The sequence below is a fragment of the Spirosoma litoris genome (assembly GCF_054776755.1).
The window spans coordinates 157,706-180,244 of sequence record NZ_BAAHBI010000055.1; the positions used below are offsets into that span (position 1 = coordinate 157,706).

21 protein-coding genes are annotated in these 22,539 nt (G+C 44.3%); 8 read left to right on the top strand and 13 right to left on the bottom strand.

Annotated features, from left to right (window positions below; genetic code table 11):
• Positions 1–96 precede the first annotated feature (96 nt).
• Positions 97–1,533, top strand: a complete 1,437-nt coding sequence (locus ACYVGR_RS29305; protein WP_460963545.1) for a tetratricopeptide repeat protein — start codon at positions 97–99, stop codon at positions 1,531–1,533.
• A 744-nt stretch (positions 1,534–2,277) separates the two neighbouring features.
• Here the strand turns inward: ACYVGR_RS29305 and ACYVGR_RS29310 are convergent.
• The 3 genes from ACYVGR_RS29310 to ACYVGR_RS29320 form a co-directional block, all read right to left on the bottom strand.
• Positions 2,278–2,871 carry a TetR/AcrR family transcriptional regulator gene (locus tag ACYVGR_RS29310; protein WP_460963547.1) on the bottom strand — a complete coding sequence of 198 codons (594 nt, stop codon included), beginning with the start codon at positions 2,869–2,871 and terminating at the stop codon, positions 2,278–2,280.
• A gap of 51 nt (positions 2,872–2,922) precedes the next feature.
• Positions 2,923–3,441 (bottom strand): helix-turn-helix transcriptional regulator, encoded by a 519-nt coding sequence (locus ACYVGR_RS29315; RefSeq protein ID WP_460963549.1) that lies wholly within the window; start codon positions 3,439–3,441, stop codon positions 2,923–2,925.
• A 221-nt stretch (positions 3,442–3,662) separates the two neighbouring features.
• The gene (locus tag ACYVGR_RS29320) at positions 3,663–4,478 is read right to left on the bottom strand and encodes a 2,3,4,5-tetrahydropyridine-2,6-dicarboxylate N-succinyltransferase (protein ID WP_460963551.1); all 816 of its coding nucleotides are present in this window, start codon (positions 4,476–4,478) and stop codon (positions 3,663–3,665) included.
• Positions 4,479–5,594: 1,116 nt separating this feature from the next.
• Here ACYVGR_RS29320 and gap point away from each other — a divergent pair.
• A complete protein-coding gene (gene gap / locus ACYVGR_RS29325) occupies positions 5,595–6,587 on the top strand; it encodes a type I glyceraldehyde-3-phosphate dehydrogenase (RefSeq protein WP_460963553.1) in 993 nt (330 codons plus the stop codon).
• 91 nt (positions 6,588–6,678) lie between these two features.
• On the opposite strand, the gene trmB is transcribed toward gap, so the two are convergent.
• Genes trmB through ACYVGR_RS29340 form a run of 3 tightly spaced genes read right to left on the bottom strand, consistent with a single transcriptional unit; the run spans position 6,679 to position 9,573 of the window.
• Entirely contained in the window at positions 6,679–7,341 is a 663-nt protein-coding gene (gene trmB, locus ACYVGR_RS29330) for a tRNA (guanosine(46)-N7)-methyltransferase TrmB (RefSeq protein ID WP_460963555.1), read from the bottom strand.
• Position 7,342: 1 nt separating this feature from the next.
• Positions 7,343–8,629, bottom strand: a complete 1,287-nt coding sequence (locus ACYVGR_RS29335) for a bifunctional folylpolyglutamate synthase/dihydrofolate synthase (protein ID WP_460963557.1) — start codon at positions 8,627–8,629, stop codon at positions 7,343–7,345.
• A complete protein-coding gene (locus tag ACYVGR_RS29340; RefSeq protein WP_460963559.1) occupies positions 8,629–9,573 on the bottom strand; it encodes an energy transducer TonB family protein in 945 nt (314 codons plus the stop codon). Before ACYVGR_RS29340 ends, ACYVGR_RS29335 begins: the two co-directional genes overlap by 1 nt.
• Before the next feature lie 176 nt (positions 9,574–9,749).
• Here ACYVGR_RS29340 and menD point away from each other — a divergent pair, with 176 nt between their 5' ends.
• The 5 genes from menD (at position 9,750) to ACYVGR_RS29365 (ending at position 15,838) form a co-directional block, all read left to right on the top strand.
• Positions 9,750–11,498 (top strand): 2-succinyl-5-enolpyruvyl-6-hydroxy-3-cyclohexene-1-carboxylic-acid synthase, encoded by a 1,749-nt coding sequence (gene menD / locus ACYVGR_RS29345; RefSeq protein WP_460963561.1) that lies wholly within the window; start codon positions 9,750–9,752, stop codon positions 11,496–11,498.
• 111 nt (positions 11,499–11,609) lie between these two features.
• Positions 11,610–13,208 (top strand): serine hydrolase, encoded by a 1,599-nt coding sequence (locus tag ACYVGR_RS29350; RefSeq protein WP_460963563.1) that lies wholly within the window; start codon positions 11,610–11,612, stop codon positions 13,206–13,208.
• A gap of 47 nt (positions 13,209–13,255) precedes the next feature.
• Entirely contained in the window at positions 13,256–14,539 is a 1,284-nt protein-coding gene (locus ACYVGR_RS29355) for a sensor histidine kinase (protein WP_460963565.1), read from the top strand.
• 80 nt (positions 14,540–14,619) lie between these two features.
• Entirely contained in the window at positions 14,620–15,030 is a 411-nt protein-coding gene (locus ACYVGR_RS29360; RefSeq protein WP_460963566.1) for a hypothetical protein, read from the top strand.
• Positions 15,031–15,202: 172 nt separating this feature from the next.
• Positions 15,203–15,838: a DedA family protein gene (locus ACYVGR_RS29365; RefSeq protein ID WP_460963568.1), complete on the top strand. Its 636-nt coding sequence runs from the start codon at positions 15,203–15,205 to the stop codon at positions 15,836–15,838.
• A 279-nt stretch (positions 15,839–16,117) separates the two neighbouring features.
• Here the strand turns inward: ACYVGR_RS29365 and ACYVGR_RS29370 are convergent, their stop codons facing one another.
• The 3 genes from ACYVGR_RS29370 to ACYVGR_RS29380 all read right to left on the bottom strand — a co-directional run bounded on the left by ACYVGR_RS29370 (position 16,118) and on the right by ACYVGR_RS29380 (position 17,485).
• Positions 16,118–16,438 carry a hypothetical protein gene (locus ACYVGR_RS29370; protein ID WP_460963569.1) on the bottom strand — a complete coding sequence of 107 codons (321 nt, stop codon included), beginning with the start codon at positions 16,436–16,438 and terminating at the stop codon, positions 16,118–16,120.
• A gap of 174 nt (positions 16,439–16,612) precedes the next feature.
• The gene (locus ACYVGR_RS29375; RefSeq protein WP_460963571.1) at positions 16,613–16,984 is read right to left on the bottom strand and encodes a hypothetical protein; all 372 of its coding nucleotides are present in this window, start codon (positions 16,982–16,984) and stop codon (positions 16,613–16,615) included.
• A 138-nt stretch (positions 16,985–17,122) separates the two neighbouring features.
• On the bottom strand, positions 17,123–17,485 hold the full coding sequence (locus ACYVGR_RS29380; RefSeq protein ID WP_460963573.1) for a hypothetical protein: 363 nt from the start codon (positions 17,483–17,485) through the stop codon (positions 17,123–17,125).
• Positions 17,486–18,120: 635 nt separating this feature from the next.
• On the opposite strand from ACYVGR_RS29380, the gene ACYVGR_RS29385 reads away from it, so the two are divergent.
• The gene (locus ACYVGR_RS29385) at positions 18,121–18,288 is read left to right on the top strand and encodes a lmo0937 family membrane protein (protein WP_460963574.1); all 168 of its coding nucleotides are present in this window, start codon (positions 18,121–18,123) and stop codon (positions 18,286–18,288) included.
• 94 nt (positions 18,289–18,382) lie between these two features.
• Here the strand turns inward: ACYVGR_RS29385 and ACYVGR_RS29390 are convergent, their stop codons facing one another.
• The 4 genes from ACYVGR_RS29390 to ACYVGR_RS29405 form a co-directional block, all read right to left on the bottom strand.
• A complete protein-coding gene (locus ACYVGR_RS29390) occupies positions 18,383–18,817 on the bottom strand; it encodes a hypothetical protein (RefSeq protein ID WP_460963575.1) in 435 nt (144 codons plus the stop codon).
• A gap of 629 nt (positions 18,818–19,446) precedes the next feature.
• The gene (locus tag ACYVGR_RS29395; protein WP_460963576.1) at positions 19,447–20,571 is read right to left on the bottom strand and encodes a catalase family protein; all 1,125 of its coding nucleotides are present in this window, start codon (positions 20,569–20,571) and stop codon (positions 19,447–19,449) included.
• Positions 20,572–20,583: 12 nt separating this feature from the next.
• Entirely contained in the window at positions 20,584–21,939 is a 1,356-nt protein-coding gene (locus ACYVGR_RS29400; protein WP_460963577.1) for a Dyp-type peroxidase, read from the bottom strand.
• A gap of 20 nt (positions 21,940–21,959) precedes the next feature.
• Complete coding sequence (locus ACYVGR_RS29405) at positions 21,960–22,517, bottom strand: hypothetical protein (RefSeq protein ID WP_460963578.1); 558 nt, start codon at positions 22,515–22,517, stop codon at positions 21,960–21,962.
• Between the last annotated feature and the right edge of the window lie 22 nt (positions 22,518–22,539).

Consider the following 22,539-nt stretch of genomic DNA (forward strand, 5'->3'; position numbering starts at 1 on the left):
CAGTCTGACGGCTCAAACAATTTAGAGGAGGTCATGCTTATACAGACAGATTCCGTAATTTCGTTTCTGAATTAATAACACAACCCCGATTTACACATGAAACAAGTTTTTGTAATGCTCGTCGCGTGTTGCCTGGCAGTAGGTGCACACGCACAACAAGCCGCAGATGCTGCGGCTACAGATGCCATTAAAAAGGAAAAGGAAAAAAGCGATAAGGATATAACGGATGCGAAAGCGGCTGCCAAGGCTAGTACCTGGATGGACCGTGCCAAAACGTATCAGAACATTGCCAGCAGTGGCAACGTAAAAGTTGACTCAGCCGCTGCCACAACGGCTTATGATGCGTATAAAAAAGTAATTGAACTGGATAAAGACAAGAAAGGTGGTCCAGGTAAATTAGCGAAAGAAGCAGAAGAAGCCCTAAAGAGCCCAGGTCTCTATAGTGCGTTTATGCAGCAAGGGGTTGCCAAGTTCCAGGCTAAGAATTATGGCGAAGCGGTGAAGTCACTGACGATGGCCAGTGATATTAACCCTAAAGACACCTTAGCTCCACTTTATTCCGCTATTGCTGCGCAACAGGTAAAAGATAACGCAACCGCGAAGACCCAACTGGAGAAATACATTGCCGGTGGTGGTAAGGATGTGGCTATCTACGGTTCGCTGGCGATGTTGTATCGGGGCGATAACGAAGTAGATAAGGCCCTGGCTACGCTGGATAAGGGTATCGCCCTGGCTCCATCGAATAAAGATCTGGCTAATGAGAAGATCAATATTATGTTGTCGACGAACCGGATGGATGAAGCGATTTCGGGCATGAAGGCCATGGTTGAAAAAGATCCGAACAACGTTCAGAATCTGGTGAACCTGTCGATCGTTTATAACAACATTGCCCATAAGAGCGACGAAGAGGTTCGGAAACTGGAAGGGGATACGAAGAAGGGTGGTAATACCGCTAAGCAACTCGCCGATTCGAAAAGTATCATTGATGCCTACAACAGCGAAATTGCCCGCTTAAGTGCTTCCATCAAAAAAACGCCTAAGAATGCCGAACTGAAACGTCAGCTGGCCGATGTTCAGAAAAGACTGGCTGAGCAAAAAACAGAAATGGCTACGTTAGAAGCCGCTGCTAAAGAAGCCGCAGCTAATGCATCGGTAGCAGCCGCCAATGAAAAGAAGCTGGCTGATATCCGTCAGATGCAAACAGAGAACTACAATCTCGAGAAGCAGTATCTGGACAAAGCACTAGCTGTTGATCCAAATAACTTCGATGCTAACTTTAACATGGCTGTTTGGATCTTTAACCGCGCCGTTGAAATGAAGCGTAATGTTGATAAGATGGACATGGCGGAGTACAACAAGAATGGCAAAGAGCTGGATGGTAAAGTTTGTGGTAAGTTTAAACAAGCGCTTCCATATTTCCAGAAAGCAAAATCGATTAAAGATGAAGCTGAGGTAACCGAAAATTTGACGAATACGGAAAATATTCTGAAACAGTACGAAGAGAAGAAGATCGTTTGTATCGAGAGTAAATAAGTAGAATAGGGTCGGTGTCAGGGATGCCGACCCTATTTAATGAAAACTTTACTTAACATAATATAAATTATAAAACAAAATAATTGCTCTAATCCACAGGGTTATCAACATGTTATCCACGTGGAACACTAAAGTATTGCTTTACAGAGAGTTAGGTTGTATTTAGTCAAAAAATGCCCTTTTTGAGCCTATAAAGGGCATTTTTTGACTGTATGAACTTTAGTAATCTATCACATCATGGATTAATTCAGCTTAAAAATATCTAATGAGTATCTAAACTCATAGCAGATTAACACCAGTTGAAGTAGTTATTCAGTACTGTACTTTGAAACTATGAGTTACCAACGAGAATCTGTTGTCATGGTGAATGCCTGCAAGCCAGTTCTGGAGAAACCAGTACAAAGTCATCTTATGTATTATGGTATAGTTTTACCAAGGTTTTATAAGGCTGATAAATAACTAGCAAATCAAAAATATTACCAAGCCCGTGCCTTGCGGGACATGCTGTTTTTCCAGGCTTGCCTGGTTCAAACGTAGAAATCTAGTGTTGTTTGACCCAGGGCTTACGTTGATTTTTTTAGTTGCACACCGACCGTTAAGTGGTCGGCCGACTACCGCAGAGCCCATCAACTTCGCCATAACTATGCTGTGGTCAGGCCCTCACAATTATGATCAATAATGCATTACCTAGCTCCTAGCTGCAAATCATTAAAGATCTAGTGCCATGCTAAAGCAAATGTGATTCTATAAGGTTTCTGATTTGACAAACATAGCCCAGGTCAATTCAGCAATCTCATTAATTGTCTCCTTCTGTTTTTCAACCGATAGATCGGACTGAATAAGGTATTCATAAGTGCCAATAATCTGATTGACACAAAGTGATGAAATCAAGCCGACAGTCAAAGGTTTGAATAGATTATCTTTTATCGCTTCTATATATAAGCTCTGAAATAAACTTGGTTGTAGGATTGGCTCTGCACCCAATTGTTTGAAATATGGCGAATGTCGGAACTGCTGAGTGAAATAAAATTCATATTTATAGTCTACAGCCCATTGCACAGAATGATAAAAAAGATCTTTAAATCGATCTACAACGCTCGTGGATGGTTTCGTTTGTTCAGAAAGATAGACGGTAAATCCCTCCTGTATGGAATTATAGAGAGTAACGATAAGTTCGTCTTTTGTTTTGAAATAATGGAATAAGGTACCATGGGCAACGCCGGCCTCACGCGCGATTTTGCTAGTAGGCGTTCCATGAAAGCCATACTCAATAAACAAACCTAGCGCGGCTGATAAGATGGCTTCTTGTTTATCGAAAGATATTGATTGAGTAATCACTCAGTAAAGTTAGATAAAAAATAATCGTTTATATAATAAGACGGTATACGATTAAGTTGTTGGCATATATTCTCTGAAAGACCCGTCTGTATAAAAGATAAGAATTCGCTCTACTTTCTTTTCCGAAGAGATACCTACGTTAGGGGTTGGTTCTGGCAGATTGGATTCGTTAACCAACATCGGATTGGGCGTATTCAAGGGCGGAATTTCAGTCCGTTGACTACGAATACCTGATGGTTTAGGTGGATAAGACGGCATTGACGGCTGGATAGTAACCGGTTCGGCGCGATCAATTGTGGGACGCCCTACTCCTGTTCCTCGGTTAAAATTATAGCCTGAAGAATTGGTCGTAGCGCGTGGAGTTACCTGGCCGTCTTCTTCCATAATCCATTCATAACCTAGCTCAGGAAAACGTCGAATGATTTTCTGAATGATATCAAAGCTAGGGCGATTTCGGCCCGATAAAATGTGAGAAATACTCGATCGTTGCACACCAATTTCGTCAGCGAAGTATGATGGAGTCAGATTCTTATCAAGAAGGATCTGTTTAATTTTGTCATTTATAGTCATATATAGATTATAGCTACGTAAACTATGTAACGGGTCTATTTACAGGTGTTGTTACAAATATATACCTAAATAATTTACAATATGTTATTGCGGTATGTAATTTACAAAAAAAACTACACTAGTCTAGTGTAGTTTTTTAAATTTACCGATGTGTATTTCTTATTTTATCAATTGTGAATGCGCAATTGAGAGTTTTAAACTATTTACAATTGAGTGATAATTTAAACTGATACATTATTTTCCCGGAGTGCATCATTCAGGGAAGTTTTTAAATCGGTAGATGGTTTCCGCTGACCGATAATAATAGCGCAGGGTACGTGAAATTCTCCCGCTGGAAATTGTTTAGCATAACTTCCTGGAATCACAACAGAATTAGCAGGAACATAACCTTTATATTCAACAGGCTTGTCACCCGTTACATCGATTATCTTGGAAGACCCTGTAATTGTAACGCCTGCTCCTAAAACCGCGCGTTTACCAATGTGTGCACCTTCAACCACAATGCATCTTGAACCAATAAATGCCCCGTCTTCTATAATAACCGGTGCTGCCTGGGGCGGCTCTAGTACTCCACCAATACCTACTCCCCCACTTAGGTGAACATCCTTACCAATCTGTGCACAACTACCAACGGTTGCCCAGGTATCCACCATCGTACGCTCATCTACGTACGCACCAATGTTTACGTATGATGGCATAAGAATAACACCGGGCGCCTGGTAAGAGCCATAGCGAGCAACAGCTGGTGGTACAGCTCTGACTTTAGCTTCGGCGAAATTGTTTTTTAAGGGAATTTTGTCGTTGAAGGTAAAGATACCTACCTCTTCAGTCTTCATTTGCTGACTGACAAAATAGAGGAGAATCGCTTTTTTGACCCATTCATTGACGATCCATTCGCCATCTTCGGTACTAGGTGGAGTGGCCACCCGGAGCTCCCCTTTATCTAATTTATTAATTACCTCCTTTATGATTTGTATAGATTCATCATTGGCCAATAGTTCTCGGTTGGCCCAAATTTCCTCGATTTTGTTAGTCATGTAAGTAAAGTAAAAATTTATATATAAGACTATAACTTTCTGAATATCTGATAATTAACTATTAGTGCCAAATTTTATATTGTTGTACATCGATATTATACTTGTATATTCTTCTCGTTTTTCAAAGGTAATAATAAGACATGTATACTTGTAATATAAGGGCTGAAATTATTTATTACGCTCTTTTTAAGCAGTCTAAAAGGTAGTGTGGGCTTTTCTAATCAACGACTTCCTATTTGGGTAATAAACGCCCCGGTATACTGTGTGTAGGCATTCAAATAGTAACCGTAGTGAGTCTAGTTCCGTCGTTGCAGCTTCTTCTTATAAGTAAACATCAAAATTGATGCCAGCGAATTGACTTTGTATAAAACAACTCAGAATAGCAACCTGGCCTAGATTCTGTCTAATTGATTCATGTTTCATAAAGCATAAACGCAAAGCAGCATTGCTATGGCCCCGGCCTTAATACATCCAGTGTATGGGTAATTAGATAACGGGTAAGGAAGGTAGGGCTAGATTAAATAGATATTCTTCGTTCTGTCAACGTAGCTGAGAAATCATACTCTGAGTAAAGATTAAGTGAGTGTGAGAAATATGCTAAGATTTATTCCAAGTAGATTACTATCAATTAAGGAAGATAGAAGCTAACAGCAAAAATGAACGTGTGATTACTCAGTTGTACGCGCTATAATAAATGAATATGATGCAAATACGCATTTATAGCAAATACGCTATAAATAGACTATTAGACTGTTGTTGGATAAAATAAAATAATTAGTATCACTCCTATCCTACCTATTCCAGATAGCCTTTCAATGTTGTTTCAGATGCTCGTGGAATACTTTAGTAAAAGAGCAATTTTTAGCATTTAGTAATAATTTAGTAGTTTATTTAGTAATTATAATAGCAAATACTAAATAAAATTGGCAAAAATGCTAAAAATTGCTATTAATTTTAGTAAAATGCCAATAATTTACTAATAAATCTGCTAAATATCTGAAATTACTAAAATGCAACCTTTCTAAATACTAAAAACTATAGCTAATACACTTCTGTGTGAATACCCCTATTTAATCAGTATATTTGACCCCGAAAACAAACCAATTTTCACTGTACATGGAAAAAATACGCGTTGCTATTAATGGCTTCGGTCGTATCGGACGGTTATCGTTCAGACGGCTTCTGGAAAAAGAAAACATCGAAATAGTTGCTATCAACGACTTAACTGACAATGCAACACTCGCCCACCTACTAAAATACGATTCTGTCCATGGGAAATTCCCTGGCACAGTTTCTTCTGACAGCGAAAGCCTAACTGTTAACGGAGCACGTATCAATGCTTACGCAGAACGTGATCCTAAAAATCTTCCCTGGAAAGAACTAAACGTAGACGTAGTTCTTGAATCAACTGGCCGTTTCGTTGATGAAGCTGGCGCAGGGCAACACTTAACTGCCGGTGCTAAGAAAGTAATCATCTCGGCTCCTGCTAAAGGAAATATTCCAACAGTTGTTTTAGGTGTTAATGATGATACGCTAACCGGCGAAGAAACGATCATCTCGAACGCTTCCTGCACAACCAACTGCTTAGCCCCAATGGCGAAAGTTCTGGATGATGTTTTCGGTATCGAAAAAGGCTACATGACAACCATCCACGCCTACACAGCCGATCAGAATCTGCAGGATGCTCCTCACTCCGATTTACGTCGTGCACGCGCAGCCGCTTTATCAATCGTTCCAACCTCAACGGGTGCTGCTAAAGCTGTGGGTCTGGTTCTTCCCCAATTAAAAGGAAAACTGGACGGAAACGCATTACGTGTACCAACCCCAGATGGCTCATTGACCGATTTAACGGTTATTCTTAAAAAAGAAGCCTCAATTCAGGAAATCAACGATGCAATTAAACAAGCATCTGAAACAACATTGAAAGGCTATCTGGAATACGTTACTGACGAAATCGTTTCAATCGATATTGTTGGTAACCCCCACTCCTGTATTTTCGATTCGAAATTAACGGCCGTAAACGGAACGTTAGTGAAAGTTGTTGGCTGGTACGATAACGAATATGGCTATTCTAGCCGCGTTGCAGACTTAATTGCAAAATTATTTTAAGTCTGTAAATAAAACATCCTTACGATACAGTGTTGGCTATATCGTAAGGATAAAATGTAAATCAATATAGTTGTAAACGGCCGTGATTAAGTTAAATCACGGCCGTTTTGCATTGTAAATAGTTAATTGTAAATCCTTTATCGAAGAATAGTTGTTCGTATTTCGTCTTAATACCAATGTGAATTCCGTTTAACGGTGAGTTATATAAATCGGTAGTAAATTGTAAATCGGTACAACCCATCGCTTGAACCTGTTCCAAGCTATACGCAAACAATTCTGGATTATCGGTCTTTAAATGTAATGTCCCTCCTGGCACGAACAGCTCTTTGTAAATAGCTAAAAAACGAGGATGAGTTAGTCTGTGCTTTTCCTGACGGGGCCGTGGCTGGGGATCAGGGAATGTAATCCAGATTTCATTGACCTCCTGCTTCGCAAAAAACTCGTGAAGAAAGTTAATATCGGTCCGTAAGAAAGCAACATTTGTCAATCCAAGATCTTGCGCAGCCTTCGAACCTCTCGCAATCCGATCCCCTTTAATATCGACACCAATAAAGTTTTTATCTGGAAAGGCCTGCGATAAACCAACCGTATACTCCCCTTTCCCGCAGGCAAGTTCTAATACAATAGGATTGTCATTCTTAAAATAATCACTCCGCCAATTCCCGCGAATAGTTTTGTAAAGTGGTTTACCTACTTCAATAACATTCTGGCTTTCAGCGTTTTGTAGAAAGCGGTGCGTTTTCCTTCTTGTCACGTTATAACTTTGTTAATTCGGCAATTGTATAGTTACTGCCAGTTATCAGAATTAAATCATCAATTGATGATTGTAAAATTGCACTTTCTAAAGCGAAATTTACATCAGTGAACGAGTCGCCTAACCGGCCGGTTTTAGCTGCTTCAGCCTGTAAATCGCTAGCCGATAGAGAGCGGGGCGTTTGGGCTTGACAGAAATAATAAACTGCCGTTTGAGGCAGCACACTCAGCACTTTTGATCGATCTTTATCGGCCACCAGCCCAATCACAATCCGTAACGTTTGATAAGGAATCGTTTCAATTGTTTCGAATAAAGACACTAATCCAGGCTGATTGTGGGCCGTGTCTGCGATGACTCTGGGGCGCTGCTGTAAGGTCTGAAAACGGCCTTTCAATCCAGTTGTTGCTGTGACGGTAGACACACCTTTTTGTATAGCCTCAACTGATACTGGCCAGATAGGTTGAAGCACCGAAACAGTAGCCAGAACGCCACCCAGATTATGGAGTTGATAGGTTCCTAATAAATCGATTTCGACAGCCAGGGGAGCCTCTCCTTCTCGCGACACCTCCACCTGGCGCTTGCCAGAAACCAGCCCTTTATCCAGAATCGAATAAACCTGATCGGCAACTAAAATGGGCGCGTTCAGCTCATCCGCCTTTTTACGAAATACGAATTCTGTTTCCGGATGGGTTTCGCTAATCACGACGGGAACGCCAGGCTTAATAATCCCTGCTTTTTCTGCGGCTATTTCGCCCAGGGTTTCACCCAGAATATCCGTATGATCATAGCCGATGTTGGTAATCAGCGACGCTTCAGGTGTGATAACATTCGTCGAATCGAGTCTTCCCCCTAACCCCACTTCAATAATCGCTACATCAACCTGCTGCCGGGCAAAATAATCGAACGCCATCGCTACCGTCACCTCAAAAAAGGACGGTTCAACTGATTCGATTAAAGCCTGATGCTGTTCGACAAACGCAGCGACCTCCGCTTCGGGCATGGGTTGCCCATTCAGGCGAAAGCGTTCGGTAAACGATTGAAGATGGGGAGAGGTGTATAATCCCACCCGATAACCCGCCGACTGATAAATTGCAGCCAGCATGTGCGAGCTGCTGCCTTTACCATTGGTACCAGCCACATGAATAGTCCGAAACTGGTTTTGTGGATTGCCAAGGGCTTCACATAAGGCAAGGGTATTTCCTAATCCGGGTTTTAGCGCTTTTGCACCAATCCGGTGAAAAACGGGGAGCCGACTGTATAAATAGTCGAGTGCTTCCGGGTACTGCATTAATCTTTAGACTTTATAATAAATGTAATGGTGCCCGTGGCCGTGGGTGGCGTTGATCCTCCTTTGGGCCGCAGCCGAAGCTTTTGAACGGCCTTCCGGTATACTTCACTTACCGAAGGACTTACGGTACTTTGTAACTGACGAACATTGATAATATCGCCACTCTCATCCACTTTGATCTGGAAGACAATTTTACCCGTCTCATCGGAATCATCATTAATCGTTGGGCGACTAGCCAACGACCAGCCCGATACATCGAAGGCTACACCGGTTGGCGCCCCCCCTGGTGTCCCGTAAAATTCCTTGGCATTGATTTTACCATTCGGATTCCCTTTATCCCCTACACCGCTGGCATCGTCCCCGTTGTTGTTTCCGCCCGCACCTGTTGCTTTCCCAACCGTACCATTGGAACCACCCCCACCCGAAGATTTTTTGAAGAGCGCATCGTTATTGACGGTCTCCACTTTCTTGGGCGGAGTCACCGGGGCTGGCCGTTCAGCAGGTGCCGTTGCTTTAGGCGATTCAACCCGTTTGGGTTCGGGACGTTCCGGCGTGGTTACCGGACTTTCGGCTTTACTAACAATCAGCGGTTTTTCCGTATGAGTTTTGGCTGGTTTCGCATCCTCTACTTTAGGAGCTGGGGTTGCTCGGGTCTTTTCAATACGGGGTGTCGTATTGATTTTCGGATTAGGACGCTTTTCGGCGGCTTTGACATCCTCCTTGTTCGGTGAATCGGAAGCCTTGTTATACGTTTGTATCCGGCCACTGCCCCGGGCATCGGTACCGAAATTTACCTCCACGAACTGAATCGGTGGTGGGTTCGGAACCGTCTGCGATAGCTTAACCAGTAAAAGTATAGCGATCAGAATCCCATTAATAACAAGGGTCCCTGCTAAGGATTTAACCCGAATTTCGTCCTCGTTTTCGTAGGCAATGCGGTTCATAGGGTGTATGATTTTCTGAGACTATAACGCTAACAATCACCGCTTCGTTTATGAACACGAAACGATTACTACCGTCTAGCTAAGCAAAGTAACAGAAAATCTACCATAGAAAGCCAGACAGCACATGTCGTTTCGGGCTTATGTTTGTATTCTGTTGCTCTTTTACTCGTTAAATTATGCCCGTTCTTCAGCCAATCGTCAACATTGCCGAACTGCTTTATCAAAAAGGAATAACCGATGTGGTCGTCTCTCCTGGTTCCCGATCGGCTCCTTTAACCCTGGCTGTCGTACGGCACCCCCACCTCCGGGTACGAGTCATGGCCGATGAACGATCGGCCGGGTTTGTTGCCCTGGGGCTGGCGCAACAAACCCGGAACCCAGTCGCGATTATCTGCACGTCGGGAAGTGCGGTGTATAACCTGTCTCCCGCCGTTGCCGAAGCCTATTTTCAGCAGGTACCTCTCCTGCTCCTGACTGCCGACCGTCCCCACGAATGGCTTCATCAGCAGGACGGGCAAACCATCGATCAGGTAAATCTGTTTGGCAATCAGGTTAAGCGATCGTATGACCTACCGGCCGACTATGCCCACCCCGACGCCCGCTGGTTCATCGAACGATCGGTCAACGAGGCTGTCTCGCTCACTCGATTGGCGCCTGTAGGTCCGGTCCATCTGAACGTTCCCCTACGTGAGCCCTTTTATCCAACGGCGAATGAGCCCTTCCAGGCAGAACCGGTACGACTGATTACAACCCTTTCGGCAAGCCCTACACTAGCACCTGAAACCTGGCATGCCCTGCTTACAGAATGGGAACGGAGTGATCGTATCCTCATTGCCGTTGGACAGTTACCCAGAAACCCGGCCCTGTTGGCGGTGCTGACAAAGATCAGCGACGAACTGGGGGTTCCTATAGTGGGTGAGATCGTGAGCAATCTGCCCGTCAATGATCGGTTTATTACCCATACGGATACATTTCTATCGGGCATTCCAGATGAGCAGGCCGAAGCATTCCGCCCTGACTTATTGATCACCATCGGGAATTCGCTCCTGACCCGGAACCTTAAAACGTTTTTTCGCCAATACCCCGCTCACCGGCACTGGCACATTCAACCAACGGTAGATCGGATTACGGATGCCTTTCAGAGTCTGACCACGCTCATTCCTGCCGAACCCCTTGCCTTTTTAGACAAGTTGTTTGCGGACATCGACTATCAGCAATTTTTGCAGGGCGATGATGATGACGATTCGCACGAGTTTCTGAATCACTGGCAGCAGGCCGATCGGAAAGCAGCCCGGCTGGTGGCGCAAACCCTGTCGAAACCCAATCAATCCCTCACGGACTGGTCGGCAGTCCAACTGGTACTCGAACAGATTCCCTCTCAATCCATCCTCCACCTGGCCAACAGTATGCCCGTTCGATACGCGAACCTCTGTGGACTCACCGAACAACAGGCGGTGAGTGTATCCGCGAATCGAGGAGTTAGCGGAATCGATGGTTGTTTAAGTACAGCTGTTGGGGCAGCGCTCGCAACCGACCAGATCGTGACACTGCTGATTGGCGACGTTGCCTTCTTCTATGACCGGAATGCGCTCTGGTCAGCCCCTGTCCCTCCGAACTTACGAATTGTGCTCCTCAATAACGATGGCGGCCACATCTTTCGACTGATTGATGGACCCAGTCGACAACCCGAGCTGGAAACCTATTTTGAGACCCCTCACGGGTATACCGCCCGCAACACGGCCGCTGATGCTAAGATACAGTATCAGATAGCCGCTAAAGCCGAAACGTTAAGCTCACTCCTCCCCGATTTCTTTCGCCCCGGCAGTCAGGCGAAACTGCTGGAAATAAAGACAGACAAACGAATTAATCAGGAACAGTTTTTGGCGTACAAATCGCAGCTCAAAAATCTATATATCATCAACTAAAACTACAGTTATAGTTGATTAGGTGTTACGGACTTTTCCTGGCGAACGATTAAGAATAAGCAGAAATCTGTTTTCTTTGTTTATCAATCCTCCGTTACGAACCTTACGCTCATGAACCAACGTCTACGCCTGTCCATTACCTGCCTTATACTTATGGTGCAGGTGATCTCCTTTTCCTGCGCTATTGCCCAGGGTATCTCCTCCCCGCAAATCGATGCCCTGGTACAGAAAACACTGACTACATTCGATGTGCCGGGTATCGCTGTCGCTGTTATTAAAGATGGAAAGGTGATTCATAGCAAAGGATATGGCGTTCGTTCCCTCAAAACGGGGGAAAAGGTCGACGAAAATACCCTTTTTGGCATTGCCTCGAACAGCAAGGCCTTCACCTCAGCGGCTTTAGCGATCCTGATGGACGAAGGAAAACTGACCTGGGATGATAAAGTGATTGACTACATTCCGGAGTTTCGGATGTATGATCCTTACGTAACCGATGCCTTTACTATTCGGGATTTATTAACGCACCGAAGCGGGCTGGGGCTGGGAGCAGGTGATCTGATGTTCTGGCCCGACTCCAGTAACTTCACCATGAAAGACATCATTCATAATCTGCGTTACCTGAAACCCGTTTCGGGTTTTCGAACGAAGTATGATTATGACAACCTTCTCTACATGGTCGCGGGTGAAGTTGTTGAACGGGTGAGCGGAAAAACCTGGGAAGCTTTTGTGGAAGAGCGGATCATGAAACCCTTAGGCATGAACCGAAGCGCGGGAAGCTATAGTCGTCTGGCTGATAAGGTCAATGTTATTGATGCGCACGCGCCTGTTAATGGGAAAGTACAGGTGATTAGTCGGGATATGTTTCGCTTTGGGTATTCGGCTGGGGGCATCAACTCCAGCGTGGCCGACATGAGCAAATGGGTCATTATGCAACTTAATAAAGGCAAGTACGGCGGTAATCAACAATTGTTCAGTGAGAAACGGCAGGCCGATATGTGGGGAGCCCAGACCATTCTCCCAGTAAACCCTACCCCCATTCCGCCCTACAACACTCATTTTTCCGCGTATGGATTAGGCTGGGGCCTAAGTGATGTAAAAGGCTACAAGCAAGTAACGCATACGGGTGGGCTCGCAGGCATGGTGACGCAGGTAACGCTTCTACCCGAACTTCAATTGGGGATTATCGTTTTTACCAATCAGCAATCGGGAGCAGCTTTTAGCTCAATTACCAATACGATTAAAGACAGTTATCTGGGGGTAACCCCTACTGACTGGATCAAGGTGTATAGCGACCGGGTAAAAAAGGGACAGGATGAAGCCGATGCCATCACCAAAGGCATCTGGGAAACGATCGAGAAAGAGCAGAAAAGCAATAAGACCCCTGTCAACTTCGCGGCCTATATGGGAACTTACCACGATCTCTGGTTTGGGGACGTCCTGATCAGTTTAAAAAATGGAAAACCCTGGTTCCAGTCGCTGCGATCACCCAAGCTGACGGGCGAATTGTTTTTCTACAAAAACAACACGTTCATTGTCAAGTGGACTAACCGGAGCTTCGATGCCGACGCTTACCTCACGTTCCAGACCGATGAGAATCAGCAACCCGTCTCGATCCGGATGAAACCCATTTCGCCCCTCACCGATTTTAGTTTCGATTTTCAGGATCTCGACCTGAAGCGAGTACCCGCAGAACCAACCGGTAAACCCTGATGCACTCCACTATCGTGACATAACGTACCTATCTCCTCGTTATTCTTATGGTCTGGAAAAATCCTTTCCACACGCTCCAACCACCTGGTCTCACCGGCAATGATCAGGTTAAATTCAAGATCATTTTAGGCGCTCAACTGATTATTATCGCTGGATTATGGCTATCTGTTCTGGCACATCTCGTCGTTAATCAATATGGCCGGATTCTTGAACTGGTTTGTGTCTCGCTTACTCTTTTACCCATTTTCATCCTGTTGAAACGGTATCCCTATCGGATAGCAGCCTTGTATTTCATCAGCATAGCGATCCTGGATACCTTTTGGGTCGCGGTTTTACGCATCAGTCAAGGCACTGATTCGCTTGTTGAAAATAATTACTTCTATATTGTCTGTATTTCCATCTTTATATTGGATGGAAGAATAGCCTATTTTTTTGCTATTGTATCTGGTTTATTAGGCTTACTCTGTCGAGGTATAGCCGTTTATTATTTGCAGGAGCCTACTGATATTGGCCAATATCTTGCTTATATAGGTTCCTTCATGGTAGTTGCTTTCTTTACTGATTTGGTAAAAAAACTAACGGACGAAAATCAGGCGGCCATTGAAAGCAAGAATCGGCGACTCTCTGAGCTGAACAGCCTGAAAGATAAGCTGTTCAATATCATCGCCCATGATCTGCGCATCCCCATCGCTATCCTGAAAATGCAGCTCGAGCAGCTTCGGGATCGTAACCCGCAATCGAAACGGATTACGATTTCACTGGAAGAGTATCACCGATTGGTTGATAGTGTCGACAGGACGTATGTAACCCTGGATAATTTACTGCAATGGAGTCTACTGCAACGGGAAGCGCTTGGCAACAGACCTGTTCATGTCGATTTACCCCAACTTCTACAAGCTACCCTTGCTCTATACGACAATCAGCTTCAGTTCAAGGAGCTAAGCTTACAAACAAACATGGAACCAGCTGAGGTCTTTGTCGATAGCTACCAAGTGCAGATTATTATCCGTAATATTCTTCAGAATGCCATCAAATTCACGCCGGTGGGCGGTTCTCTTTATCTTCAGACCCAGGCAATGGCCGATGGCACTAAATTAACACTCACGGATTCGGGGATTGGTATGGACGAACCAACAATCGCTTCGTTGGCTAACTCCTTCATTTCCAGACCAGGCACAGGCGGAGAAAGAGGCACAGGCATTGGGTTGCAATTGGTCCATGAGTTAGTAGCAGCCAATGGAGGCCAGCTTACGATTCAGAGCCAGGTAGGCGAAGGAACAACGGTGGAAGTGCTGTTCCCAAAAAATTCGGAACTAGTTTCTATTGCTTAAAAGTTGTTCACCAGCCACGCATGGTTAGCATTTCTGTCTCAAGTTATCGTATTTCATGGTTCAATTAGTGAACGAGCCCTATGATGAAATACCTCCTGATTGCCATCGCCATCCTACTTGGGTCATCCCCTGTTTTAATTGCCCAGAAACCACCCGTCAAATCGCCCGAAAACGAAAAGTTTGTGTTCCTCAACAACGGGGCCACCGTCGGGATGATTATTAAATCGGTAGTAAAGGCCGATAAACAACGACTTAAATTAACCGATCAGCAACTACCCAAAGCCAAAGAGATCATCACGAAAGCTGTTATCGACTTTAACGAGGGCGTAAAAACGTTAAAAGCCTCGGGAATGAATCAGAAAAAATTAAGAACCCTGGCGCTGGGCGTAGAAGACGAAAAAGTAAAAGCCTATAAAGCGATCCTAACTCCTGAACAGTATCAGATCGTAGTCACGCAGCACAAAAAAGTGTATCCTGAAAGTAAAGTCTAGCCTACCAGCTTTGTATAGGTCTTACTATGTCTTTTCAACCTTAGCGAACCTGGTTCGTCGGCATTGATTTACCTTAGCCAAAACTAACAATCTATAAAAGGATAAAACTACTTGGAGATAACCATTTGACCACTAGTGAGTTTTAGTAAGACTCAACGTTATCTAATGGACTATGGACTTTCAAGAACTTATGCTCACTTATGGCTATCCTATCCTGTTTCTTGGGGTGCTGCTGGAAAGTGAAGCCTTTTTACTGGTCGGGGTGTATTTGGCCCACCAAGGGTATTTTTCCTTGCCAGCCGTCATTGGTTTGGCCGCACTTTCTTCATTTTGTATTACCCAGTTCTGTTTTTGGCTGGGCTGTCGCTACGGCAGTAACTTTATCCGCACACGGCCTCGTTGGCAGCTTCGCTACCAGCGCATTGAGCGACTGACGAATCGCTATGGCACAGGTTTGGTAATCGGCTTTCGGGCGCTGTATGGGTTACGGGGAGCCGTACCAGCCGCTGTGGGGCTGGCTGGCTTCTCTTCGGCCCGGTTTATGGTCTTCAATGCACTGGGGGCTTTAGTATGGGCGTTAGTGGTGGCTCTTTTAAGCAGCAATCTGGTTCAAGGATTTAACCAGCTTTATGAGAGCCTGCCTCCTTCCGAAACGATGGCCCTTTATGCACTGGCAGCTATACTAGGCTTAGGACTTGTTTTCCAATGGGTCAGACGGTCTCGCTTAAAAAGACAGACGGTTAATGGCCTCGCTATACAACGAGAAAATGGCTTGCCGTTGCCGGTAGAAACAGACTCCCACAGGTAGCGGCAAGGATTTTACCAACGTTTAATGAAGAGATTGTGACACGAGAAAGATGGCTTGGTTAAGCGTAAACTAGATTCTAGGGGATTCTTTAGATATTATTCTGATAATCAAAGACGATAGAATCCATAGAATCGATAGAAACTAAATTGGACGAGTACTAGGCTTTTCTAAAAAAGAAGTGGTATTGTCAGTAACCTATAAAGCCCTACAAACGCAACCAACTGGCTGCGCTTGTAGGGCTTTTGCTCTACTTAATAAATTCACCTGATTCGGTATCGATTAGTCGACACCAGCTGCCTTTTTGGTTTTCTCCTTGGCAACGGCTTTCAACTCTTTAGCGTCACTTTTAATCGCTTTCTTGCGAGCATGTTTCATTTTTCGATCCGCTTTAGCCTCACGAGTCTTGGCGTCAGAAATGCCCGCTATTTCAAGACCTTTGCCTGTAGCTGCATTCGAGCGTAGCTCCTTGGCTTTGGCCACTTTCTTTTCAGCTTTCTCTTCTTTTTTCTCGGCCTTGGCTACTTGAGCCGCCTGTCCAAAACTGGTTTGGGTTATGGTTAGCATCGCCAACAGCGAAGCACCTAAAATGATCTTTTTCATACTCGTTGTTTAATTTAGTGAAAGGATAAAATTTACTTACTCGATTTATTGGCACTGATAATCAAAGAACTAAAAAGTATAATTGGGCTTGGCGCCGGATCTCTCCTTAGCGCCAAGCTAGTCGTGAATGGTAGATTGGGAAAAGCGATCAAGCAATCACGTAAAACAGATTGCTTACTTAAAGCGCTGCGACCTTGTAAGAGGCCAGCCTGCCGACCCCGTCTCTGATTTTGTCGTGGAAACAGAGTTGGTCATCTTACGGAGTAGACTATACGAATGTCTCAGAGAGCGAGTCTTATAATCCTCGCTCTTACCAGGCGTACCAGGATTAAGAGGTTGGGCCTTGGCCGTTTTAGACTGAATGAATCGGTAAGCCAGATAACAATAACTGAGAATGATTCCTATCTCGATTACCGTGTTGAAGGGTTCTCGTTCATAGCGGCCTAACTTCATGTCATTATACCAGTCAATCAGTACCCAGCAATACCCTACAAGCAACACGCTACTAGCCAGCATGATACCTGGTACTATTTTTGATCTTTTCATAATTGAATTCTCTAAGGTCAACACTTAATGATAGTTCAAGGAATGCTGCTGCACTTGATACGCCGATTGAACAGACAGCAGGAGTCATTGCGCGATACCGAGAATAGCGCAACTGCAAACCAACAAGAAATGAATGACTCATAGACGCCAGATGGCATGCATTACTTGCAGACGCCTACGTTTGGGAGGCTTGTCTATAAAGAAAGCCAATGGCGTTAAAGCGAACACAAAAGACCAATCTACAGACAGCGCTATCGGCCGATTGATCGGAGTGATAACAGCTTGAGCTGGAAGGATTTTTCGCTTGACACCCGCCGTAGATTGAGGTAATCGGGCCGATGTTCCGAGAACATACGTATCATACGCATCGCCAAAGCTATCGCCGGTCTCGCCTAAATCTATTTCCAGCACAGCGCACCCGTAAAATAGACTAACCAGAAATACAGTCAACTGAATAGCTACCTGACGACTCCAGCCAACCAGAACGGCTCTCCGCTTCAAAGAAGTAGCGCAAAAAATCGGACTGTTTTTGATGGGGTCTACCGAGATGCTTAGCACAGACGGATTTAGATTAGACGTAAAACGGGTTGACTACTAAAAGGATCATATTAGATGAATATGGGTCCTGTCAAGCGAGAAGGCGATATGGATAGTCGATATCTTGGCAAAATGTTTGCCACCAGGTTATTTCATGGATGCGACCCAGGCGGATCGGATGCTTGAAAAACACTGGAAAATAGCCTCCATGTTAATTATTCCCAATACTTACCTATACCATTGTTACTTGGAAATACATTAAGCATATCATAGTTGTGTAACTAAGTAATTTCACTCATGGGTCATAAATTCTACAGAGTTGAGGAAGAGAATAGGCAACTTGAAAAGAAGCGCATTTATAATTAATCTAATTTAACAATTATAGATATATCCTCAAGGTTATATGCCATTTATCAAATCAATCGTATGATTTTATTGATAAGGTAAGCTGATGACTATAACTGAAATTAACTGATCGCACCTTTAAATGTGCATTCTGGACTATAACAGGCAGCTAAAGCTTAACGGAATAATACTTAGCGAAAACATTCCTGAGCAATTACGTGTTGGTCATTGCATTCACCATACATATTCAACTCATGGGTAATTTATTGTACACCATCGCTGTCATATTAGTCATCATTTGGCTATTGGGCTTTTTAGGAGTTTTAGGGGCTGGCATTGCCGGTAGCGGCCTCATTCATATTTTGCTGGTGATTGCTGTGATCGCTGTCATTTTGCGATTGATACAAGGTCGGAGTGTCTGATTAGCCTTCTATCGATTACAAAAAAGGCTAACCAACACGGTTAGCCTTTTTTGTAATCGATAGAAGCTCGCCTTTATAACTTCCCGTTCCTTACCTAATGCCCAGACTCCAGATGGCTGTCACTCAGTTTTATTTCCTGTTGTTTATGTTGCAATAGCGCCTTGAGTTTGAGTAGTAAATCCCAATCCGTTAACCGGGAGGCTTGGTTGCCCACGATCTGAATCAGTTGCTCTAATTCCGCAACGGTCAACCAATAGCTCGACTGGCTGGATCGTTCTCGACGAAATTCATCCAGACACATCCGCTCAATATGCTGACGCTCATACGTTAGATAGCTAGAAAGACTATCACCCTCCCTAATAGTATCGGCTGCCCGAAAGACTTTGATTCGGATGATCGTTGTGGTCGGCTGAACGAGCCCTAACCGGGTCAACTCATCATAAAATTGAATCCAACTGGTGAATTGCGAAGGTAATTCAAGATGATAGTCAAGTTTCTGACTAGAAGCATTAGGTTCTGTTCTGTTCATTCAACAGGATGTACAGGTATATATTTAGAAGATTACACATAACAGACCCTCCAAGTCGACACGTTAACGGATTCTTAGTGGGCCATACCTACCGGGTATCGTACTATAGATTTCATTGTGTACTGTGGGTTTAATCAGTAGGCACTAAGTCGGGCATAACCAAACAACTAGGGTAAATTTCCGACTTGTGTCTGAAATGCAATTAGTATAACTCTAAACGCTCAATTTCACCCCAATCAAAACCTCCTGTAGTTCCCTTAGTGATATGATGATGAGTCAAGACACTCAATTTTGAGAGTCGCTGGACGAATGCACGACGTTCTTCTCGATCTGACAGTTTACTAATAAGCTGGGATAAATGTAGCCGGGGCGCCGGAGCGTTAGTTATGACAGATGATACAATTCAAGAGCAAGCGCTTAGCGGTTTCAGCTACTTCCTGATCCTGGCGACTTGCCCAACCCATCTGACCGTGGCGACCAAACCACACACTTTTTACCAATCGATACGTCATCCACATAGCGGGTTAAAATATGCTCTTAATCAGCCCTTTTAGCCCTCGATGTAAACGCTTGTATACAGTCGTACAAAACACACTGGAAAATCACCCAAAACTCATTCTACAAAAGGCTCATGAACCAAAAACCTCTTGCAACGTTTTAGGCTCCTGCCGCTGGGCATTATTCAATTGGTGGCGCAGGGTAGAGGATTTTCGATAAGCTTCCTTGCGGGTCAGTTGCAGATTGCCCATCGGTCGGTTTTCTTCCAGACAACGGAAGGGTGTAAACGAAAGGTTTTCCATGATCGGAAAATTGTCTTCGCCCGATACGTCCTGCTGGGGAATCCGTAGTTTGGCGACCGTCACGAATGGCGATAGGGATTCGGGCCATTCGGTGGTTAGTTCTTCAATGGGCATTCGCCGAAGATCTTTGCAGAGTTGTAGCTGAATGTCGAATTCGTAGGGGTGCTCGTTCAGTTCAGCCACCAACGCCGGACGAAAAACCTGCCCGGCCGCTTTTACATCGATCTCGCGCCGAGTCACTAGGTCGGCATATTGTTTGACGGGTTTGGCACGCAGTTTGGCCACATAGTCTCCATGACGAACAGCCCCCATGGTATAGAAGCTGTGCAGCAGACAGTTTTCGGGTTTGATCTTTTTGAACGACGAAAACGCCCGAAATTCATGCCAGGAGTCTTTGTTAGGGAAAAACGTACCAATACCCGTCAGCCAGTCGTAGGCAAATTTGAGCCGTCCCAGTGCGCCTTTGGCAAAGTAGTCGTTCACTTTCAGAAACAACTTATCGATGTACTGGTAGTGTTCGGCCGAGTTGCAAAAGAAAATCGGCCAGTTGATCAGGTTGTAATCGAAATTACCACAGTCGGCTGCTTCGTCAAGCATTACCTTTCCGGTGATACCCATAATCTTGATGGCCAGCCCCATCGCCAGCCCGCTATTCTGATCGGTGGTGACCCGGGCCGATCCGTTCGAAAAGCGAATAACGGCTTCGTACTTCCCTGGCTGGGCATACAGCCCCTGCGCCAGTTCGGCGGGTAGGTTGGGCAGAATTTCGAACTCGGCCCTGGCTGCGGCATAGCCTTTGGCGTGGGCATCGCGAGTATGGTAGTTAATGCCGCTGATGTTGGGTGAGTTGGTGACAAACTGTTGAATGTCGTCGGTGATTCGACGCACCTTCTGGTCGAAATCAGCTTCGATCCGTTCCAGACTCGGGCTAAATTTTACATAGGTAGTGGCCATACGTGAAGTCGGTTACAGTTCGCTAATCCATTTCAATGCAGAGATACTCGGAATAAAACAGTATTCTCCGCCTTTTACGATATTGAATGTTTGTAAACCCCGGTATCGTTTTACCAATGGATCGGCTGGCATTGTAAAAAGTCCTTCTTTATCCTGAACACCAATCATCGGATCTTTTTCTGTCCCTAAATTTTGGGAATTGCCATCATTTGCCCACTGTTTTTGCAAAAATTCCAGTGTGCCCATCGCGTTCGCACTGATTCCCATGAAATATAGTCCACGTTCTTTTTTGTCATCTTTCGTAACGTCTGGCGGCACAATATCGCCAAAGGTTACGCTTCGACGAATGATGCGGTGAAGTCGCTCATCTTCCAGCACAAACGTTTTCGAATCTCTGGGATTCATCCTTCTTATATGTGAGCTGAATGGACATTTCTTTCCGAACTCATCATTCTTAAAAGAAAAATGATTATTTCTAGTAGGATCGTCCCCTAGTTCTTTATCATCTTTTTCGGGCGTCAGCACTAAGGGGGCACCACTTCGCCAACGGCCAACCATTTTGGCTGCTAACAATTCACCTTCCTGCGGAGTACTTGAATTTTCCTGAATGTATTTATTAAAATCGGCAACCTGACTTTGGTATTTTCTGAAAACTAAATAGGAACCATTTTTACCTAAAACATCAGGCTTCGGATAGGGCTTTGTAATATCTCCTTCACCGGGATAACCCAAAATAAATTCGCCTGCTTTCAACGGGCGATCAAAGCCAGGTGGCGTATCAATGCCACTACCTTCCACCTCAGGATTACTAATGCCATCGCGGAAGCCAAAGACATTCTTCACTTCTTCTGTCGCGCCAAAATCTTGACTCTTCAGCAGTTTTATTCCCTTATTAATGCCAAATTTAGATCTGAATTCCTGGAGTTTCTTTTTCCAGTCTTCTTCATTATTGGCAATAACTGCTGCTGCCATATGAATATTGGCCTCTTTGAAATCTTTTTCCCAATTTTTGGGATCATTCACACCAACATCATTTAAAAATACGGCTCTATTTTTCATGCCTTCCCTGAATGATTCCGGAAAAGAATCCAGCGAATCGGTAGGGAGTCCTATTTTCGCTAAGCCTTTGTAAGTGAAGGCTATTGCAACAGATGCATCGTCATTCTTGTGCCAATCCTTAGCAGACGTTATTAGCGGTAGCAGTTCTTTTACTACTTGTCTGGCCTGCTTTGCATCGTCAATTTCAAGAATTGCTATTGTCCCGTAATAGGGAACGGGACGACTTCTGAGTATCAATGCCTGAATATCCTCCAACGCAATACTTACGTTATTTGGATTGAAAATTCTTTTTAAAAATTCAAGAGCCATTTCTTAAGTAGATTATTGAATTACTTCTGGATTTGATTCGCTTCGTCAATGGCTTTGTTCAGCCCTGCAATTATTTTATCGTTACGACGAACATCATTAACTGTCAGATGCGGGACGCCAACATACCAACCGGTTGCGGTAATCTGGTGGTCTAAAATAAATTGCTTTACACTCGGATCTTTAATACCAGGCCAACCTTCCACGTTTCCAAAAATAATATCCATCAGTTGCGGAATTTTGGTAGCAAAATCGTCGATATAGGCATCCCAATCACCATCATAAGCCGTGCAGAATAGAATTTTAGTGTCATTATCCAGCAGTACAATCCGTAAATCGTGGAGTGTACCTACTTTGGTAGCGCCTTTTAAATTTCCATTGGCGATTTCCATTATCTTTTTCAAATTTTCGGCACCGCCCGGCTTCAGATTTGCAATGGCAGTAAGTTCAGATACTCTTCCGGAACGAAGCCCTTTTTTACCAGCCGATGTAGTAGAATGATCATATCCATCGTCGATTCCCTCTGAGAAATTTGCTTTAATAAGCTCCGTCGTCAGTTTGATATTGTCGATAACACTCATGTCAGTAATGGTTTTAAGGTGT

What these genes read in the sequence shown, in the direction of transcription:
- ACYVGR_RS29305 (WP_460963545.1), top strand. Translation starts at nt 97, where the DNA reads ATGAAACAAGTTTTTGTAATGCTCGTCGCGTGTTGCCTGGCAGTAGGT.
- ACYVGR_RS29315 (WP_460963549.1), bottom strand. Translation starts at nt 3,441, where the DNA reads ATGACTATAAATGACAAAATTAAACAGATCCTTCTTGATAAGAATCTG.
- ACYVGR_RS29320 (WP_460963551.1), bottom strand. Translation starts at nt 4,478, where the DNA reads ATGACTAACAAAATCGAGGAAATTTGGGCCAACCGAGAACTATTGGCC.
- gap (WP_460963553.1), top strand. Translation starts at nt 5,595, where the DNA reads ATGGAAAAAATACGCGTTGCTATTAATGGCTTCGGTCGTATCGGACGG.
- ACYVGR_RS29335 (WP_460963557.1), bottom strand. Translation starts at nt 8,629, where the DNA reads ATGCAGTACCCGGAAGCACTCGACTATTTATACAGTCGGCTCCCCGTT.
- ACYVGR_RS29340 (WP_460963559.1), bottom strand. Translation starts at nt 9,573, where the DNA reads ATGAACCGCATTGCCTACGAAAACGAGGACGAAATTCGGGTTAAATCC.
- menD (WP_460963561.1), top strand. Translation starts at nt 9,750, where the DNA reads ATGCCCGTTCTTCAGCCAATCGTCAACATTGCCGAACTGCTTTATCAA.
- ACYVGR_RS29350 (WP_460963563.1), top strand. Translation starts at nt 11,610, where the DNA reads ATGAACCAACGTCTACGCCTGTCCATTACCTGCCTTATACTTATGGTG.
- ACYVGR_RS29355 (WP_460963565.1), top strand. Translation starts at nt 13,256, where the DNA reads ATGGTCTGGAAAAATCCTTTCCACACGCTCCAACCACCTGGTCTCACC.
- ACYVGR_RS29360 (WP_460963566.1), top strand. Translation starts at nt 14,620, where the DNA reads ATGATGAAATACCTCCTGATTGCCATCGCCATCCTACTTGGGTCATCC.
- ACYVGR_RS29365 (WP_460963568.1), top strand. Translation starts at nt 15,203, where the DNA reads ATGGACTTTCAAGAACTTATGCTCACTTATGGCTATCCTATCCTGTTT.
- ACYVGR_RS29370 (WP_460963569.1), bottom strand. Translation starts at nt 16,438, where the DNA reads ATGAAAAAGATCATTTTAGGTGCTTCGCTGTTGGCGATGCTAACCATA.
- ACYVGR_RS29375 (WP_460963571.1), bottom strand. Translation starts at nt 16,984, where the DNA reads ATGAAAAGATCAAAAATAGTACCAGGTATCATGCTGGCTAGTAGCGTG.
- ACYVGR_RS29385 (WP_460963574.1), top strand. Translation starts at nt 18,121, where the DNA reads ATGGGTAATTTATTGTACACCATCGCTGTCATATTAGTCATCATTTGG.
- ACYVGR_RS29390 (WP_460963575.1), bottom strand. Translation starts at nt 18,817, where the DNA reads ATGAACAGAACAGAACCTAATGCTTCTAGTCAGAAACTTGACTATCAT.
- ACYVGR_RS29395 (WP_460963576.1), bottom strand. Translation starts at nt 20,571, where the DNA reads ATGGCCACTACCTATGTAAAATTTAGCCCGAGTCTGGAACGGATCGAA.
- ACYVGR_RS29400 (WP_460963577.1), bottom strand. Translation starts at nt 21,939, where the DNA reads ATGGCTCTTGAATTTTTAAAAAGAATTTTCAATCCAAATAACGTAAGT.
- ACYVGR_RS29405 (WP_460963578.1), bottom strand. Translation starts at nt 22,517, where the DNA reads ATGAGTGTTATCGACAATATCAAACTGACGACGGAGCTTATTAAAGCA.